The organism is Flavobacterium sp. HJSW_4 (assembly GCF_042436695.1).
Classification (GTDB): domain Bacteria; phylum Bacteroidota; class Bacteroidia; order Flavobacteriales; family Flavobacteriaceae; genus Flavobacterium.
On record NZ_JBHNPP010000013.1, the window covers coordinates 65,276 to 80,830 of the forward strand.

Consider the following 15,555-nt stretch of genomic DNA (forward strand, 5'->3'; position numbering starts at 1 on the left):
TTGTAAAGCTATGTTTCTTTGTGTTTAAATTGAACCCGATAGGATTTGATACAGTATATAAACAAACATTCCGCTTACTACGAATAGAAGCGGAATGTTCCAATTTTAAAAAAAAATCTCAAAATGAGAATTGTTCACAGACTGTTTTCACAGTCCGTATTTTTTAGAATACCCCAATGTAGTGGTTTCCTGGTTTGTTTACCAATTTAGCACCTTTAGTAACTTTTCCAGAAGGAATATCAATTACATAAATGTTACCATCTTTTCCAACTGGAGTAACAGCAATGTAGAAGTTGTTTCCATCAACAACAAAACCTTGGTATTGACCGAAATCTAAGTCCGCATCATAATCGATACCTTCAACTTTTGTTGCTGTTCTTGCGTTTAAATCAAGTCTTGCTAAGAAACCTTGTTCTGTACCTTCAAAAGTGTAAACAGCATAAGCGATTCCGTTTCCAGCATATCTCCAAGCATCAATATAACTTCCTTTAACTCCTAAAGCAGTATCTAAACTAAATACATAATTATCGTCATATTGGTTACTTTGATTAATTTTCAAAATGTAAGAACCTTTTTCAGTATCTCTTTGTGTAGCTTGGTAAATATTTCCATCAGTAGCCACAAAACTGTTAAAACTTCTGTATCCGCTAGTATCTCCAAAACCAACTTTTGAAGTAATTACAACTGGATTTTCTAAAGAAGGATAATCAACAACAACAGATTTAGAACCTAAACGTGTAAATGAACTTTCGTTTTCTTTTGGGTTAGTTATATCTGTTTTACGCATCCATGTTCCAATAATTAACTTGTTTCCTGCTTTGTTTAATGTTGGAGCATCTAAACGGTAAATATGGTGTCCTTGTGCTTCTTCTTCAGCAGTTAATGGAATATCGTATTGTTTGTAAGCAGAAATTAAAGTATTCTGCATATCTAAAGACAATACAGTAGCTTTTCCTCTTGTGTTTTTGTATGTCTTGTCTTCGTTTGTATTGACAATTGGAGCAGCAACATTTACAGCAACACCGGTTTTATCACCATCAAAAAGTTTTACCCATCTTGGAGAAGTACCAGCATATTGCGAAATATTAACTTTTGCCTGAGATTCTGCAAAATTACTTCCACCGTTTACTTTGTACGTCATGAATTCACCTCCATTAGCACCTGTATAAGTGATATTGAAAAGAGTGCTTCCGTCTACAGAAGATTGCAAACGGGCTGTTCTACTAGATTGTACAGGAGAACCATTATCGTAAACGTTTACAGAAAAGTTAGGGTCAATAGCATTTTCTTTACTGATAGAGAAAACTTTTGTACCGCCATTTCCATCACCTGGATTTGTCTGCATAACTGCTCCTGCTACTGTAATCCAACGACCGTCTGTTACTGGGTTAACAGGCTCTGAATTTTTATTATCGTCGCTGCTGCAAGCCGTAGTCAATGCAAGTGCACCAAGAAGTAGGCTAGATGTAAATAATTTAAATGTGTTTTTTTTCATTTTTATAGCATTTAAAAATTAGTTATTTATTGAATGATTAAAATTTATTTAAGGTATAGTTGAGTTTTAGATAAAAGGCTCTTCCTGGTTTTTGGGCCGCAAAATTGTCATAAACCTGTTCATCAAAAACATTTCGGGCATCAAAACTTACTGTGAATTGTTTGTTTGGAAAAACATAGCTTAAACCTAAATCTTGAGGAAATTGTGCTGTAGTTCTATCAGTTTCTAACCACGAAGTATAAAATGGTGCTACATAACCACAGTAGTAATACAGATTCAATTCTGATTTGCTTTGAACTACATTTCTAAAGTTGTACTGAAGATTGGCGTTTAAATTAAAGAAAGGTTCGTTCGGAAGTTGTTTGTTATAATTCGGTAGAATATTTCCGTTTTTATCGTATTTATCTTTAAACAGCGCATTGAATTTGGAAAGATTCATCCCTGCAAAAAAGCGATTATTATAAGAATATTGGAAAGAAGTTTCAAAACCAACAGATTGTGCTTTTCCTAAATTCACAAACGGAGAAGCTTGAATAGCCTCATTTACACGATCACTAATTTGGCGAACAATTTTATCTTCCGTATTTCTCCAAAAAGCATTTCCTGAAACCGTAAGTTTGTGATTATTCATTTCATACGGACCAAAACGCAAACCTGCATTGAAGTTATTGCTCTGTTCTGGTTTCAATCCAGAATTACTAATGATATTTTCTCCAGGATTACCAAATATTTCATTTTCTGAAGGAAGTCTAATTGCTTTTTCAGCAGAAGCCATAGCCATTACTTTTGGTAGAATAGAGTAAGAAGCGGCAATTCCGTAACCATTATAATTTGTTCTTTTAGAAGTAACAACTTCTCTTACCACACTTTGGCCATTTTCAGTTACAACTTGTGGATCTCTCTGTTCATTTTTCAAGTTATAATTTTTGAAAAAAAGATTCGCTCTCAGTCGAGATTCAAATGCTGTCATTTCGTATGCGAATGAAGAAACCGTTTTGGCTAAATCTCTAGTAACGATAAAATTTCGTGTAATTTCTGGTTGCATTTCATCAAGATCATTTCTGTCAAGAATGTAAGTCATAACATTGACAAGCACTTTATGATTTTCGGTAATCGAATAACTTAAACCCGCTCGAGTATTAAAAATATTCGATTTCATATGATTGATAGTTGGTGCGCCCTGTTGTGCTCCAGTATTCGTTAAAATAGGCTGACCGTAAAGGCCAAGCGCTTTTTCGCCATTCCAATTGTAATTCCATTTTACAGTATCGTTAATTACGTCATTTCTATGGCTGTAAACAGAGATAAGAGAGAAATCAAGGTTCTTAATTAAAAAGTCCTTTTTGTTGTAAGTCACACTAAAAACATTCGCAGCAGATTCGCTAAAACGTCCTTTATAAGGTTTAGTCATGTATTGCCCGTGCTGAATCTGATTGTAATCTTGCGAACCATTGTAACTGATAAGAAGATTGTCAGCCCAATCTACGTTGGTAAAACCAGCTTCTAATCTTCCTCCGAAAGATCGGTACATGCTTTCAAATCGCTTAGCGCGAATGTATTCGTAACGTCCGTTTGGTGCGATATTGTAAACCCATTTTCCCCAAACTTCATAATCATTATCTGAGTAATTCTGAAAGGCATTTGCCTTTACTGTAAATCCATTTTTATCTCTAAAAGAAGCATTAACATTCGATTGTACAGTATTGAATGAACCATAAGAAACAGAAGCATTTAAACTGTTTTTAGCACCTTTTTTCAAAACGACATTAATGGCACCACCAAGTGAATCATCAGCTAAGTAAGCAGGAACCACTCCTTTAAAAACTTCAATTCTTTCAATTAAAGCTGGCGGAATGCTATTCAAACTAAAAGAAGCACCATAAGTTTGAATTGGAACACCATCGATAAAAATTCGAATCGCATTTCCAGACATTCCATTGATGTTGTAAGTTACAGCAGAACCCAAACCTCCATTTTGCCTAATTCTAACACCGCCAGAACGGTCTAATAAATCATTGGTTTGCAAGTTTCTTTTTGCAGCTTCTTGCGTTTCAATCACATTAACTGCAAAACCTTTTTCTATAATGTCTTTTTTGAAGGTTCTTTTCTCGATTTTCACTTCTTTAAGCGCCTTCGGATCTGTTATTTTTTCTAATGCAATATTGATCTGATGCAACGGACGATTAACAGAAATATTTATTGTTTTTGGTTTAGCCTCCATAGAAGAAATTTCCAAGTTGTAGCTTCCGTAAGCCAAACCTTTTATTTCAAATTGGCCGTCATTATCGACTACAACATATTTCTTTGTTCCTGAAATTTGAACAGATGCTCCAAAAGCAGTTTCGTTATTTGTAAAATAGACTTTTCCTGTAATTTTTCCAGTCTGTGACCAAGCTGAAATGGTAAATAAAAATAGTAGTAAAGTTGTTCTCATATTGAGTCTGCGTGTAAAAGTGCTGCAAACTTATATGATAATTTAAATTTAATCTAAATAAAGCAATTAGAAGATTATTAGAATTGCAATGAGGGTTCTAATGTTATTTTAATGTAAATTATGAATTAGTGTTTTCTTCCTGAGTGTCCCGAAGCTTCGGGACGGGAGAAGGTTATGCACAAAGCATTTTATTGCCAATGAATATGGAATAATCTCGCAAAGACGCAAGGTCGCAAAGTTTATTTATGAGTTGTCTCCAGCTTTAGCTGAAGCATTTACAATATTAAACATAGCCCAAGGTTTCAACCTTGGGAACGCAAAGGAATTATTGCTGTGTTGTCCAAAAAATGTCTCCCAAGGTTTAAATATTGGGCTATGTGTTGAAAATTGAAGTTTTTTTAGATAAAAGCTCTACGTATTAGTAGCTTCATTCAAAAAGACAAAAAGTAAAACTCATAGCTCATAACTTATAACTCATAATTTATAAGCAAAGTTCTGAGACTTAACAATTTTTCCTTTATCAGTAATCATTACACAACTGTAATCAGGGAATTTTTGAAGTAAAAGCAAGCCTTCTTTCTGACCTAAAACCATCATAGAAGTACTTAATCCGTTGGCGGTTTCAGCGTTCGGACCAAAAACGGTTACACTGCATAAACCAGTTGCAGGATAGCCAGTTGCAGGATTTATAATATGCGAATAACGTTTTCCGTTAAAAACAACAAACTTTTCATAACTGCCAGAAGTAGTAACAGCACCTTCTTTTAGCGGAACGGCAGCCAAAATCTTTTCAGGCATAAACGGATTTGTAATTCCGATTTTCCAATCTTTTCCGGTGGGTTGTTTTCCCCAAGTGCTCATGTCTCCAGAACCATTTATAATTCCGGCTTGAACACCTTTTGCAATCATCATGGCGCGGCATTTATCGGTTGCATAACCTTCGCCTAAAGCGCCAAAACCAATTTTCATTCCTTTTAATTTCAAGAAAATAGTCGATGCTGTGCTGTCTAGAATAATGTTTTTATAACCAACTTTCTCCACCGATTTTTTTATGGCTTCCGCCGAAGGCATTACGGTCATCGAGCCGTCAAATTTCCAAATACGATCTAAAGCTGCGAAACTAACGTCAAATCCACCATTCGTAATTTCAGAAAGTTTAATCGCTCTTTGTGCCAATTCGAAAACTTCTCGATCTACTTTTATGGGTTTTATTCCAGCATTCTGATTGACTTCAGAAACTTGAGAATCTGATTTCCAATCGGAGATTAAGTTTTCAATTCGAGTAATTTCTCCAATTACGATATCAATATTTTGTTCTGCCGAAAGCGAATCTTTACCGACAATGCTAATATCAAAACGTCCACCCATAAGCAAAGTCGTTCTTTTTCGTAATACTTGCGAATGCGCTGATAAACAGCAAGTAATTGCAAAAAGGAATAAAATTTTATAATAGCAAGACCTGATTGACATATTTTTTTTAATAACAGTCCGTTAAAAATTGTTTATTGGCTTTGTATTCTTCGAGTGTTTTTAATCCTTTTGAAAGACATAATTCACTTAAAATAGCTTCGACATCTTTCTGCATCGCAAGCGAACCGCAAATCATAACAACACCGCCTTTTTTAAATAAATTTGTAAAGAAAGAAGAATCTCTTTTAATCAAATCCATCACATAAATATGTTCTGCTTCACGCGAAAGCGCTACATGAAAATTATCGAGATATTCTTTTTGCATCATTATGGCAGCAAACTTTTTATAAGCCATCAAAGTTGGCGTTTCCATTCTAAATCCACTATAGAGATGAAGTTCTTGTTTTGCTTTGTTTTGTTCGATCATTCCTAAGAAAGGAGCAATTCCTGTTCCGTTAGAAATAAAAGCTACTTTTTCTGCTTTTTTTGGAAGGTGGAAAGCAGGATTTTTTACAATTTGAGCTTTTATGACATTTCCAGGTTCTAAAGCATTCAAAAAGCCAGAACCCAATCCGTTTGGATGAAGTTTTACAACTAACTGAATATTTCCAGAATGATTTCCGATCGAGTAGAGGCGCTCTCTAGGATCGTTAGCAGGATAAATTGCTAATAAATCTCCAGAACTAAATTTAGCTCTTGAATTGGCTCTTAAAGTCAGAATAAAAGTATGTTCAGTTTCAGAAATTGGCGTTTTATCCAAAACCATTAATTTTTGCAAACCTTTCGGAACATGATTGTATAATGATGGAGTTGTTGCCAACGGAATTCCCGTTTTTTCACTCCATAATTTTGCCCATTCTACAAACTCAACAGCCGATTTATCATTTACAGTCTGTAAATCTAAATAACGATCTGCCCATTTTTGTTTTTCTAAAAGCTGATCAATTTCAATAGCAAATTGGCAGAAATCAGGATACGATTTAGAACCAAAACCAACCACAGAGAATTTAATATTCTGATTTTGATTTTGTCTTTCTAATAAAGTTTTGAATTGTGTTCCGTTAGAAGGCGCATCTCCCAAACCATGAGTTGACGTAAAAACAATAATATGCTCTGCTTTCGGATAAGCAGCATATTTATTTAATTCGCTAACAAAAATTTTTTGTCCGTGATTAATTAATTGTTTCTGAATCGAATTAGCAAAACGGAACGAACTTCCGTTTTCTGAACCAACTAAAAGAATAAAAGTACTTTCGCTAGCTTTAAATTTATTTTTAATTCTGCTCGATCTTCTTTTTAAAGTAATCGCAAAACCAGAATAAACGAAGAATAAAATATTGATGCAGGCAATCGCTAAAATAACCGCCCAGATTCCGTTGATTCTTCCTGTATGAAGATCCAAGCTTAATGCCGCAAATTGAGTTCTCATTGGCGAAAGCTTTTCAGAAATTACAGCTCCTGTAACCTGATTGACTTCAACTTCACGGTCTTTCAATTCGATGATGTAATATTCCTCTGGATCATCCGTAAAAGGAAATTCGATTTTCTTTACATCAGATAATAAAGTAGTATTGAAAATTGAAGTTGATTGCGCTTTCTCTGAAAGTTCTGTTTTTACAGGTTTTACTTTTTCTTCGCCCATAAAAAAGTTGAATCTTTCTAGCGATAAATAAGTTCCTGTAAGCGAAATAATCAAAATTGGAATTAAAGCCAATCTTCCTAAAAGCACATGGTAATATTGTGCAAAGTATTCTTTGATTATTTTAGAAAAGAAATTTCGGATGCCGCGCTGTCTTTTTAAAACCAGCACGAAACCCGAAATTGATATTAATAACAAGCAAAAAGAAATAACACCCACAAAAAAACGTCCTGCTTCATGAAGAAACAGCGAACGGTGCAAACTCGTAACCCAATTGATGAATTCGTTTTTTTTTGCAGGAGTTCCTAATGCTTTTCCAGTTTTTGGATTAATATATGCTTTAACGTCATTTCCATCAGCATCAATAGCTTGAAGCGTTACAAACTGATTGTAATCTACACTCAATTCTGTAATTTCAGAATACTCTTTCTTTAAAATTGGCAGGGTTTCGCCTAAAGTTATTTTATTAAAATCTTCTGCTTTGTACGGAAGTGTTTTTTCCTGAACTGCATCGACCGCCAGAATGATTCCTGTTACCGAAGCCAAAAGCAAAAAAATAGAAGAAAATAAGGCCAAAGCCAAGTGTACGTAACGCCAAAAAGAAAGAGTCATTGAGTGTATTCTAGAAATGTAATCGGATTATATTTTGCTTAATCTTACGTATTTGATGTAACCTTTACCATCAGTTTTATCTGCAAGACCTTCAGTTGTAAGCGGAATTTCAAGATCGCTTACATAGTATTTCTGATCTTCTACAGCAGACTCAAAACGCAATTTGTAACCTTTATTAATTTTAGAATTTTCGATTTCGATAGTAGTTACACTACGATCACCGCCCGTTACAGAAGCTCCAGTTTTTGCACTAATATCTTCTGATTTTGCAGTGTGAAATTTATTCCATTCTTTTAAAGACTTGTACCATTTTTTGTCATCGCCCATTACGTAAAGCGTTTTTTCGTATTCGTTAGCGGAATTCACTAAAGAAACAACGATGTAAGCACCTTCTCCCATATAGTTATTCATTTGAAGCATAATCTTGTATTTGCTTGATTGCGCTTGAGATTGGAAAGAAACTAAGAAGATAAAAGCGCTTGTAAGAGCAATTTTTAATATTGATTTCATAAATTTATTTGTATTGATTGGTAATTTGAATGCTAAAATTCAAATTCCAAATCCCAAAAATAGAGTTTGGAATTTGGAATTTCAAATATTGATTATTAATTAATTGTTTATTTTAAAAATTCAACAGAAACGTTGTTTTTCGTTAGAAGTTCATTTTCTTTCGCTAAAGCGTAAGCCGTTTCGTCAAATTCTGTACTGATGTCTTTTTTAGCTCCAGCAGAAACTAAATATTTTAAAATAGCATCATCTTTAGAAGTCATTGCTGCTCTGTGCAAAGCCGTTAAACCATCTTTATTTTTAACGTTGATGTCTACTTTCAAATCAGTGATTTTTTTAAGAAGAGAAACGTCATTTTTAGTAATCGCTAAATGATACAAAGTGTTTCCATCTTTTTGAGGAGTTGCAAGGTTTAATCCTTTATCTTGAAGTGATTTTGCTTTAGCATCAAAAGGATCTATTGCCGCTTTTTCTCTTCCTGCAGGACGATACGATTGAACTAAATAAACACCTAAATTATTTCCGTCTTTATCTTTTACGTTTACATCTGCTCCTTTAGCTAAAAGTAAATTTACAGCATCTGGCGTTCCGTTTCTAACAGCAAAAGTCAAAGCAGATTCTCCTTTTAAATTTTGAGCATTTATGTTTTTTACAGAAGGAAGAAACAATTCTAAAACAGCAGTTTCTCTAGCTCCGGCCGCTACCATAACTGGCGTATTTCCTTCTTTATCAGCTTTGTTGGCATCAACACCTTTTCCTAAGAAATATTTAATGATTTCTGTCTGATTTGGTTTATTAGCCAAAAAGTGAAATACATTTTGTCCCGCTTTGTTTTGAGCAGTAGCTTTAATTTTCACTTCTTCAACCAAATATTTATAAGTTTCTAAAGTGTTCGTTTCTCTACGGCTTCCTTGTGCAGCAAATAAAAGTGCATTATCTGTAGGCTTAATCCCTTTTTCTAAAAGTTTTTTCAAAAGAGCAATATTTCCAGATCTTGCTGCGTAAGTAAAAGCAGTGTTTCCATCATTGTCCATATCTTTTAAAGACATTCCTTTAGTAGAAAAATATTCTGCAGCTTTTAAATCTTTATCAGAAGCAATTGCTAAAAGTAAAAGGTTAGCACCATTCGCATATTTTTTTGTCGGATTAAGTCCAGCTTTGAAAAAAGCATCATACATCGCTGGAGCTGATTGACCGTTTGAAGCAGCGAAATCAGCAGGAGCTGTTCCGTGGCTGTCTTCAAAATTTACATCAGAACCTTTACCAATTAAATATTGTACTAATTCTGTATTTCCTCTATAGGCAGCCCAGTGCAAATAAATACGATTATCGTGAGTTAATTTTGTGATTGAATTTCCAGGTTGCTCAACTAAAAATTTGATTGTTGCAAAAGGAGCGTCATTATTAATAGCTAAAGTTGTAACATCAAATGCGTTTGCATTAGCTTCAGCTGGATTATTTCCTTTCGAGATTTCAGCCTGAACCGTTTCAACAGTTGGAGAAGTTTTCCAGAAAGCAGCATCTAGCAATGCGTTTTTTTGCTGAGCATTTACAAATAAAGTCGCAGCAAATGCAAAAGAAACAAAAAGATTCTTTTTCATATTTCGATAATTTATGGTTATTGAATTGTACAAGATTAAATTTATTTTTTGGGAATATTTTATTCTATTTAGAATAAATAAAAATAAAGACAAATGTAAAAATTAATATTCTTAAACCAAGAATAATTTGCTGTAAAAAGGGATTTTGACGGTATTTTGCTAAAAATTAAGAATCCCTTAAGCCAATTTTAATTTTGTTTTAATTCGATCTCTTTTTCAAAGCAAAAAAATGATTTTAGAATGTTTTTTCTCTTTTATAGATCTAATAAGAGTAAAAGCTAGAAAATGTTGCAACGCTTCGTTTCTGAAGTGCTGATTTTACTAAGATTCCTTGATTTTTTAGTAATTTTTAAAATGTAAATATTTGAAGTGTAATTGGTTATGAATTTTAAACAAATGTTAATTATTTAGAATTATTAAAAATAACTAACGTTTTTTTGCTTTGAAATTCGTTTTAAAATTTCTCTTTCTTGAAAATGACTGTTGATAACTGTTTTCGTTTTCGACCCAAAAAGACCCTTTTTTTCATGTTGATAACTTGAGATTAATTTTAGTGAAACTGCTAGTTCATTGTAAATTACATCGTATTATTTTCATGTTGATAAAATTTGCCAAATCACGTTTTTTTGAGGTTTGAAAACTGTTGATAATTGGGCAGATTTTTAACATCAAAAAGTCGACAAAAGAAGAACTGTGGGTTAAATTTGTATTAATAGAAATCACGCTAACACCTCCCCAAAACAAGCGCTCGGATTTTTATTTCAAAATAGTCACTTAAAACTCTATATATATGTCAATTTTTGATAAAAGAATCAATTATAAACCTTTTGAATATCCTGAGGTTCTGCAATTTACCGAAGCTATTAATAAAGCTTATTGGGTACACACTGAAGTAGATTTTACTGCCGATACGCAAGATTTTCATGCGCATTTGGACTTGGCAGAAAAGACAGCAATTAAAAATAGTTTATTGGCAATTGCGCAGATTGAGGTAGCTGTAAAAAGTTTTTGGGGTAATATATATGAGCATTTTCCAAAACCAGAATTCAACGGATTGGGAACTACTTTTGCAGAATGTGAATTTAGACATTCTGAAGCGTATTCTCGTTTGTTGGAAGTTTTAGGATATAATGATGAATTTGAAAGATTATTAGACGTTCCTGTAATTCGCAGACGTGTAGATTATCTTTCGAATGTATTGAAAGACACAAAATCTCAGGACAATAGAAAATACATGGTTTCGCTGATTTTGTTCAGTATTTTGATTGAAAACGTTTCTCTTTTCAGTCAATTTGCCATTTTATTGTCATTCACAAGATTTAAAGGATATATGAAGAATGTGAGCAATATTATTGCTTGGACTTCAATCGATGAGCAGATTCACGCAAATGGCGGAATTTATATCATCAATAAAATCCGTGAAGAGTTTCCTGAGTATTTCGATGCAGAAACTTTAGAATTAATTAGAGAAACGGTTAGAGAATCAATCACTGTTGAAGCAGATATTTTAGATTGGATTTTTGAAAACGGAGCGATTGAAACGATAAACAAAGAAGATTTGGTCAACTTCATGAAATTTAGAATTGATGAAAGTTTGAAACAAATCAATATCGAAACGATTTTTAATGTTTCTCCAGAAGAGTATTCAAAAATGACTTGGTTTGAAGAAGAAGTTTTTGCAAACAGTTTAGATGATTTCTTTGCGAAACGTCCTGTAGAATATACAAAACACGATAAGAGTATCACAGCAAACGATCTTTTCTAATACAAGCCCATAATACATATGAATACGATAGACACAAACCCAGCAAATAATAATTTTGAGCCACAAAACGACAGCAAAATGTGGTGGAAAAATTCTGAAAGTGAACAGATTTTAAACCGCGGTTATCTTTTAAAAGGAGAAACTGTAGAAGGAGCAATCGATAGAATTTGTACTGCCGCAGCGAAAAGGTTGTACAAACCAGAATTGAAAGAATCTTTCATGGAAATGATCGAAAGAGGCTGGATGAGTATCAGTTCGCCAGTTTGGGCAAATATGGGAACAGAAAGAGGATTGCCAATTTCTTGTTTTAATGTGCACGTTCCAGATAAAATTGAAGGAATTACACATAAGCTTGGAGAGGTAATCATGCAAACTAAAATCGGTGGTGGAACTTCTGGTTATTTTGGTGAATTGCGCGAGCGCGGAAGTGCTGTGACAGACAACGGAAAGAGTAGTGGAGCGGTAAGTTTTATGAAACTTTTTGATACTGCTATGGATACGATTTCTCAAGGTGGAGTTCGTCGTGGTGCATTTGCAGCTTATTTGGATGTGGATCACCCAGATATTGAAGAGTTCTTGAAAATTAAAAGCATTGGAAACCCAATTCAGAATTTGTTTACCGGAATTTGTGTGCCAGATTATTGGATGCAGGAAATGATTGATGGTGATGCAGAAAAAAGACAAGTTTGGGCTAAAGTTTTAGAAAGCCGTCAGCAAAAAGGTTTGCCTTATATTTTCTTTAGTGATAACGTAAATAAAAATAAACCGCAAGTTTATAAAGATCAGAATTTAAGAATCAATGCAAGTAATTTGTGCAGTGAGATTATGCTTCCGTCAACTCATGATGAATCATTTATCTGCTGTTTGTCTTCTATGAATTTAGAATTATACGAAGAATGGAAAGATACTGAAGCGGTTAAATTGGCTATCTTTTTCTTAGACGCTGTTTTGCAAGAATTCATCGAAAAAACAGAAGGTAACTATTATCTTTCTGCAGCGAATAAATTTGCTAAAAGACACCGTGCGCTTGGTTTAGGTGTTTTAGGATGGCATTCTTATTTGCAGAAAAACATGATTCCGTTTGAAGGAATGGAGGCTAAAATGAAAACGACAGAAATTTTCAAACATATTAGCGATAAAGCTGATAAAGCAAGTCAGGAATTGGCGAGAATTTATGGTGAACCAGAATTGTTGAAAGGTTACGGAAGACGTAATACGACAACAATGGCAATTGCTCCAACAACATCTTCTTCTGCAATTTTAGGACAAACTTCGCCAGGAATTGAGCCTTTCAGCAGTAATTATTACAAAGCTGGATTGAGCAAAGGTAATTTCATGCGTAAAAACAAATACCTTAAAAAATTACTTGAAGAAAAAGGTCTGGATAACGAAGAAGTTTGGAGAGGAATTATGTTAAACGGAGGAAGCGTTCAGCATATGGAACAGTTGACTCAGCAAGAAAAAGATGTTTTCAAAACATTTAAAGAAATCAGTCAGTTAGAAATTGTACAGCAAGCGGGAATTCGTCAGAAATTTGTAGATCAAGGACAAAGTTTAAATCTTAATATTCCAGCAGAATTGGCAATTAAAGATGTAAACCGCCTAATGATCGAAGCTTGGCAACAAGGAGTGAAAAGTTTATACTACCAAAGAAGCCAAAGTGTTTCTAAAGAATTAGTAACAAGCCTTGTTTCTTGCAGCAGCTGTGAATCATAAAAATCAAAAGCCGAATCAATTGAGATTCGGCTTTTTTTATAGTTAAAAATCTATCGATTTATAGATTTCCGTTTAAGATGTTAGAAAGTTTAGGTAAATATTTTTCTAAAAATATTGCAAGAGCTATTAGAATGATAAAGCCAATAATTGGAGAAAACATCATTATACAATCAGAATAGAGAGGAACTACTTTATTTAGGTTTTGTGACATAAGGAAGTAGATTGCTGGATGATATAAATAGATAAAAAGCGAATATTTTCTTCCCCATTCTGAAAATCTATTTTCGGGTAGATTTATTTTAGAAGCAAAAAGAAACAAAGGAATTGAACTAATTATTGTTCCAATTAAAAATTGGTGCTTGATTTTTGGATAATTAAAAAGCTTTAAAAAGAGTTCTGTTTCAAAATATTGGATGGCAAAACCAATTAAAGCTAGGGCGATTAATGTTTTTTTACTTACTACATAATTGTCTTTTTTTGAAGCAATAATTCCCACATACATGAACGGAATGGATATTAGAAATCTAGCTGAAAAAAAGCCCAAATTTTTATGAAGGAACTGGTCATAAGAATCGAGGAACAATGCAACGATTATTATACAAATGGAAATGTAAGGAAGTATAAATTTCTTTTTGATAAAGTATAAATACCAAATTACAATATAGCCCGTTAATAATGATCCCACAAACCAAAGATGAGGCTGAATGCCGACAATAAAATCAACAATATTTTTAGGCATGCTTTTAGTTTTAAAGCATATAGGCAGGTAAACTATTGAAGAAACCAGTATAATAGAAATTAGCTGGCTTATATTTTTTTGTATGCGTTTAAAATCAAGGGTGTTTTCTTCAATTTTAGGTCCCAGGAAAAAACCAGAGGTTAGGAAAAAAAATGGAACGGCCCATCGTGAAAATAATTTTAAATTAACAACATATTCTTGATTTAAGCTTCCATAAGAAGCATGAATACACATAACAGCTAGTGCTCCAATTAGTCTGAAGAAATCAATTCCGTTTTTTCTGTTCATATTTTGTAGTAGGTCCTAAAACTTTAGATAAGATAAATCAAATTTGTACTGCAAATAAAGAGTATTTTATCTAAACTTTCGACTTCAACCTACTCAAAGTTTCCTGAGAAATATTAATATAAGAAGCCACAATTTTATTAGGCAATCTTTTAACAATCGCTGGATTTATTTTCAAAAGCTGATTGTATCTTTCCAAAGCATCCATCGTTGTAAAAGACATTAATCTGTTGGCATTATTCACATAAGCTTTCTCTAAATAATTGCTGTAAAACGTTCTCCATTCCGGAATAATTTTCATTAAATGATTAAAATCTTCGTGAGAAATAGTCAGTAATTCCGATTTTTCGACAACTTGAATGTTTTCAGCGGCTGGCATTTTAGTAATAAAACTAACTAAAGCCGTTGCAAACTGATTTTCAAAAGCAATATATCGAGTTGCATCTTTTCCTTCTTCATTAATAAAAAAGATTCTCAAACAACCTTTCGCAACAAAAAAAGTCTCTTGACTAATTTGCCCTTGCGCTAACAAAATCTCATTTTTTTCCTTTTTTACAAGTTTAAAATAGGAAAGAATGGTTTCTAAATCTTCATCAGAAACGTCGATGCTTTTTCGAATGGAATTGCCGAGTTGTTCGTATATCATTTAATTATAATCTCTAACGAATTTGCGGTAGTATATAATATCCTCAATAGATAAAACTACCAAATCGTGTTCTTGTGCAAAGCTAATAATTTTGTCTAGTTTTGCCATGCTTCCGTCTTCGTTCATCAATTCGCAAAGAACGGCTTCAGGTTGTAAACCAGCCAATTTCATTAAATCTACACTTCCTTCTGTGTGGCCATTTCTTCCTAAAACACCATTATCATTCGCTCTAAGTGGAAAAATATGTCCAGGTTTTGCTAAATCTTCTGGTTTTGCATTTGTTGTAATCGCTGTTTTTATAGTTGTAATTCTGTCTTTTGCAGAAACGCCAGTTGTAACTCCGTTTTTAGCTTCAATTGTAATGGTAAACGGTGTTTGAAAACTACTTGTATTTTCTTTTACCATGTATGGAAGTTTCAATTCGTCAGCTTTTTCATTAGTCAAACAAAGGCAGACAATTCCGCTGCATTCGCGAATCATTAAAGCCATATCCTGAACGTTCATATGATGAGCAGAAAATATAAGATCACCTTCGTTTTCTCGGTTTTCGTCATCAGTAACTAAAACACCTTTTCCATTTTTAAGCTGTTCTAAAGCATTTTCAACACGTTCTTTACTCGAAACTCCAAATTGAACCAACGGACTTAATTCTGTACTTATCATAAAAGCTTTTTTTAAAATAATAAGTAGCAAATCTAAAATTGTT

General features: G+C 33.4%; 11 protein-coding genes. 2 read left to right on the top strand and 9 right to left on the bottom strand.

The window, feature by feature from the left end:
- Window positions 1-163 precede the first annotated feature (163 nt).
- From ACE01P_RS13765 to ACE01P_RS13790, 6 genes are all read right to left on the bottom strand, one after another.
- Entirely contained in the window at window positions 164-1,495 is a 1,332-nt protein-coding gene (locus ACE01P_RS13765; RefSeq protein WP_379698763.1) for a hypothetical protein, read from the bottom strand.
- A gap of 37 nt (window positions 1,496-1,532) precedes the next feature.
- Window positions 1,533-3,929, bottom strand: coding sequence for a TonB-dependent receptor (locus ACE01P_RS13770; protein ID WP_379698764.1), 2,397 nt, complete (start codon window positions 3,927-3,929; stop codon window positions 1,533-1,535).
- Between the two features lie 474 nt (window positions 3,930-4,403).
- The gene (locus ACE01P_RS13775; RefSeq protein ID WP_379698766.1) at window positions 4,404-5,399 is read right to left on the bottom strand and encodes an FAD:protein FMN transferase; all 996 of its coding nucleotides are present in this window, start codon (window positions 5,397-5,399) and stop codon (window positions 4,404-4,406) included.
- 7 nt (window positions 5,400-5,406) lie between these two features.
- On the bottom strand, window positions 5,407-7,590 hold the full coding sequence (locus ACE01P_RS13780; RefSeq protein WP_379698768.1) for a PepSY domain-containing protein: 2,184 nt from the start codon (window positions 7,588-7,590) through the stop codon (window positions 5,407-5,409).
- A gap of 27 nt (window positions 7,591-7,617) precedes the next feature.
- Complete coding sequence (locus ACE01P_RS13785) at window positions 7,618-8,100, bottom strand: DUF2271 domain-containing protein (protein ID WP_379698770.1); 483 nt, start codon at window positions 8,098-8,100, stop codon at window positions 7,618-7,620.
- Window positions 8,101-8,207: 107 nt separating this feature from the next.
- A complete protein-coding gene (locus ACE01P_RS13790; protein ID WP_379698772.1) occupies window positions 8,208-9,698 on the bottom strand; it encodes an ankyrin repeat domain-containing protein in 1,491 nt (496 codons plus the stop codon).
- A 790-nt stretch (window positions 9,699-10,488) separates the two neighbouring features.
- Here ACE01P_RS13790 and ACE01P_RS13795 point away from each other — a divergent pair.
- The gene (locus tag ACE01P_RS13795; RefSeq protein ID WP_198857324.1) at window positions 10,489-11,463 is read left to right on the top strand and encodes a ribonucleotide-diphosphate reductase subunit beta; all 975 of its coding nucleotides are present in this window, start codon (window positions 10,489-10,491) and stop codon (window positions 11,461-11,463) included.
- 18 nt (window positions 11,464-11,481) lie between these two features.
- Window positions 11,482-13,179 (top strand): ribonucleoside-diphosphate reductase subunit alpha, encoded by a 1,698-nt coding sequence (locus ACE01P_RS13800; RefSeq protein ID WP_198857323.1) that lies wholly within the window; start codon window positions 11,482-11,484, stop codon window positions 13,177-13,179.
- A gap of 58 nt (window positions 13,180-13,237) precedes the next feature.
- Here the strand turns inward: ACE01P_RS13800 and ACE01P_RS13805 are convergent, their stop codons facing one another.
- The 3 genes from ACE01P_RS13805 to ribB all read right to left on the bottom strand — a co-directional run bounded on the left by ACE01P_RS13805 (window position 13,238) and on the right by ribB (window position 15,512).
- Window positions 13,238-14,206, bottom strand: coding sequence for an acyltransferase family protein (locus ACE01P_RS13805; protein ID WP_379698775.1), 969 nt, complete (start codon window positions 14,204-14,206; stop codon window positions 13,238-13,240).
- A 70-nt stretch (window positions 14,207-14,276) separates the two neighbouring features.
- Window positions 14,277-14,849: a Crp/Fnr family transcriptional regulator gene (locus ACE01P_RS13810; protein ID WP_379698777.1), complete on the bottom strand. Its 573-nt coding sequence runs from the start codon at window positions 14,847-14,849 to the stop codon at window positions 14,277-14,279.
- Window positions 14,850-15,512, bottom strand: a complete 663-nt coding sequence (gene ribB, locus ACE01P_RS13815) for a 3,4-dihydroxy-2-butanone-4-phosphate synthase (RefSeq protein WP_379698779.1) — start codon at window positions 15,510-15,512, stop codon at window positions 14,850-14,852.
- Window positions 15,513-15,555: the final 43 nt, after the last annotated feature.

Bases quoted from the DNA above. Each gene is read 5' to 3' on its own strand.
- ACE01P_RS13775 (WP_379698766.1), bottom strand. From the start codon at position 5,399: ATGTCAATCAGGTCTTGCTATTATAAAATTTTATTCCTTTTTGCAATT.
- ACE01P_RS13795 (WP_198857324.1), top strand. From the start codon at position 10,489: ATGTCAATTTTTGATAAAAGAATCAATTATAAACCTTTTGAATATCCT.
- ACE01P_RS13810 (WP_379698777.1), bottom strand. From the start codon at position 14,849: ATGATATACGAACAACTCGGCAATTCCATTCGAAAAAGCATCGACGTT.
- ACE01P_RS13780 (WP_379698768.1), bottom strand. From the start codon at position 7,590: ATGACTCTTTCTTTTTGGCGTTACGTACACTTGGCTTTGGCCTTATTT.
- ACE01P_RS13800 (WP_198857323.1), top strand. From the start codon at position 11,482: ATGAATACGATAGACACAAACCCAGCAAATAATAATTTTGAGCCACAA.
- ribB (WP_379698779.1), bottom strand. From the start codon at position 15,512: ATGATAAGTACAGAATTAAGTCCGTTGGTTCAATTTGGAGTTTCGAGT.
- ACE01P_RS13790 (WP_379698772.1), bottom strand. From the start codon at position 9,698: ATGAAAAAGAATCTTTTTGTTTCTTTTGCATTTGCTGCGACTTTATTT.
- ACE01P_RS13770 (WP_379698764.1), bottom strand. From the start codon at position 3,929: ATGAGAACAACTTTACTACTATTTTTATTTACCATTTCAGCTTGGTCA.
- ACE01P_RS13765 (WP_379698763.1), bottom strand. From the start codon at position 1,495: ATGAAAAAAAACACATTTAAATTATTTACATCTAGCCTACTTCTTGGT.
- ACE01P_RS13805 (WP_379698775.1), bottom strand. From the start codon at position 14,206: ATGAACAGAAAAAACGGAATTGATTTCTTCAGACTAATTGGAGCACTA.
- ACE01P_RS13785 (WP_379698770.1), bottom strand. From the start codon at position 8,100: ATGAAATCAATATTAAAAATTGCTCTTACAAGCGCTTTTATCTTCTTA.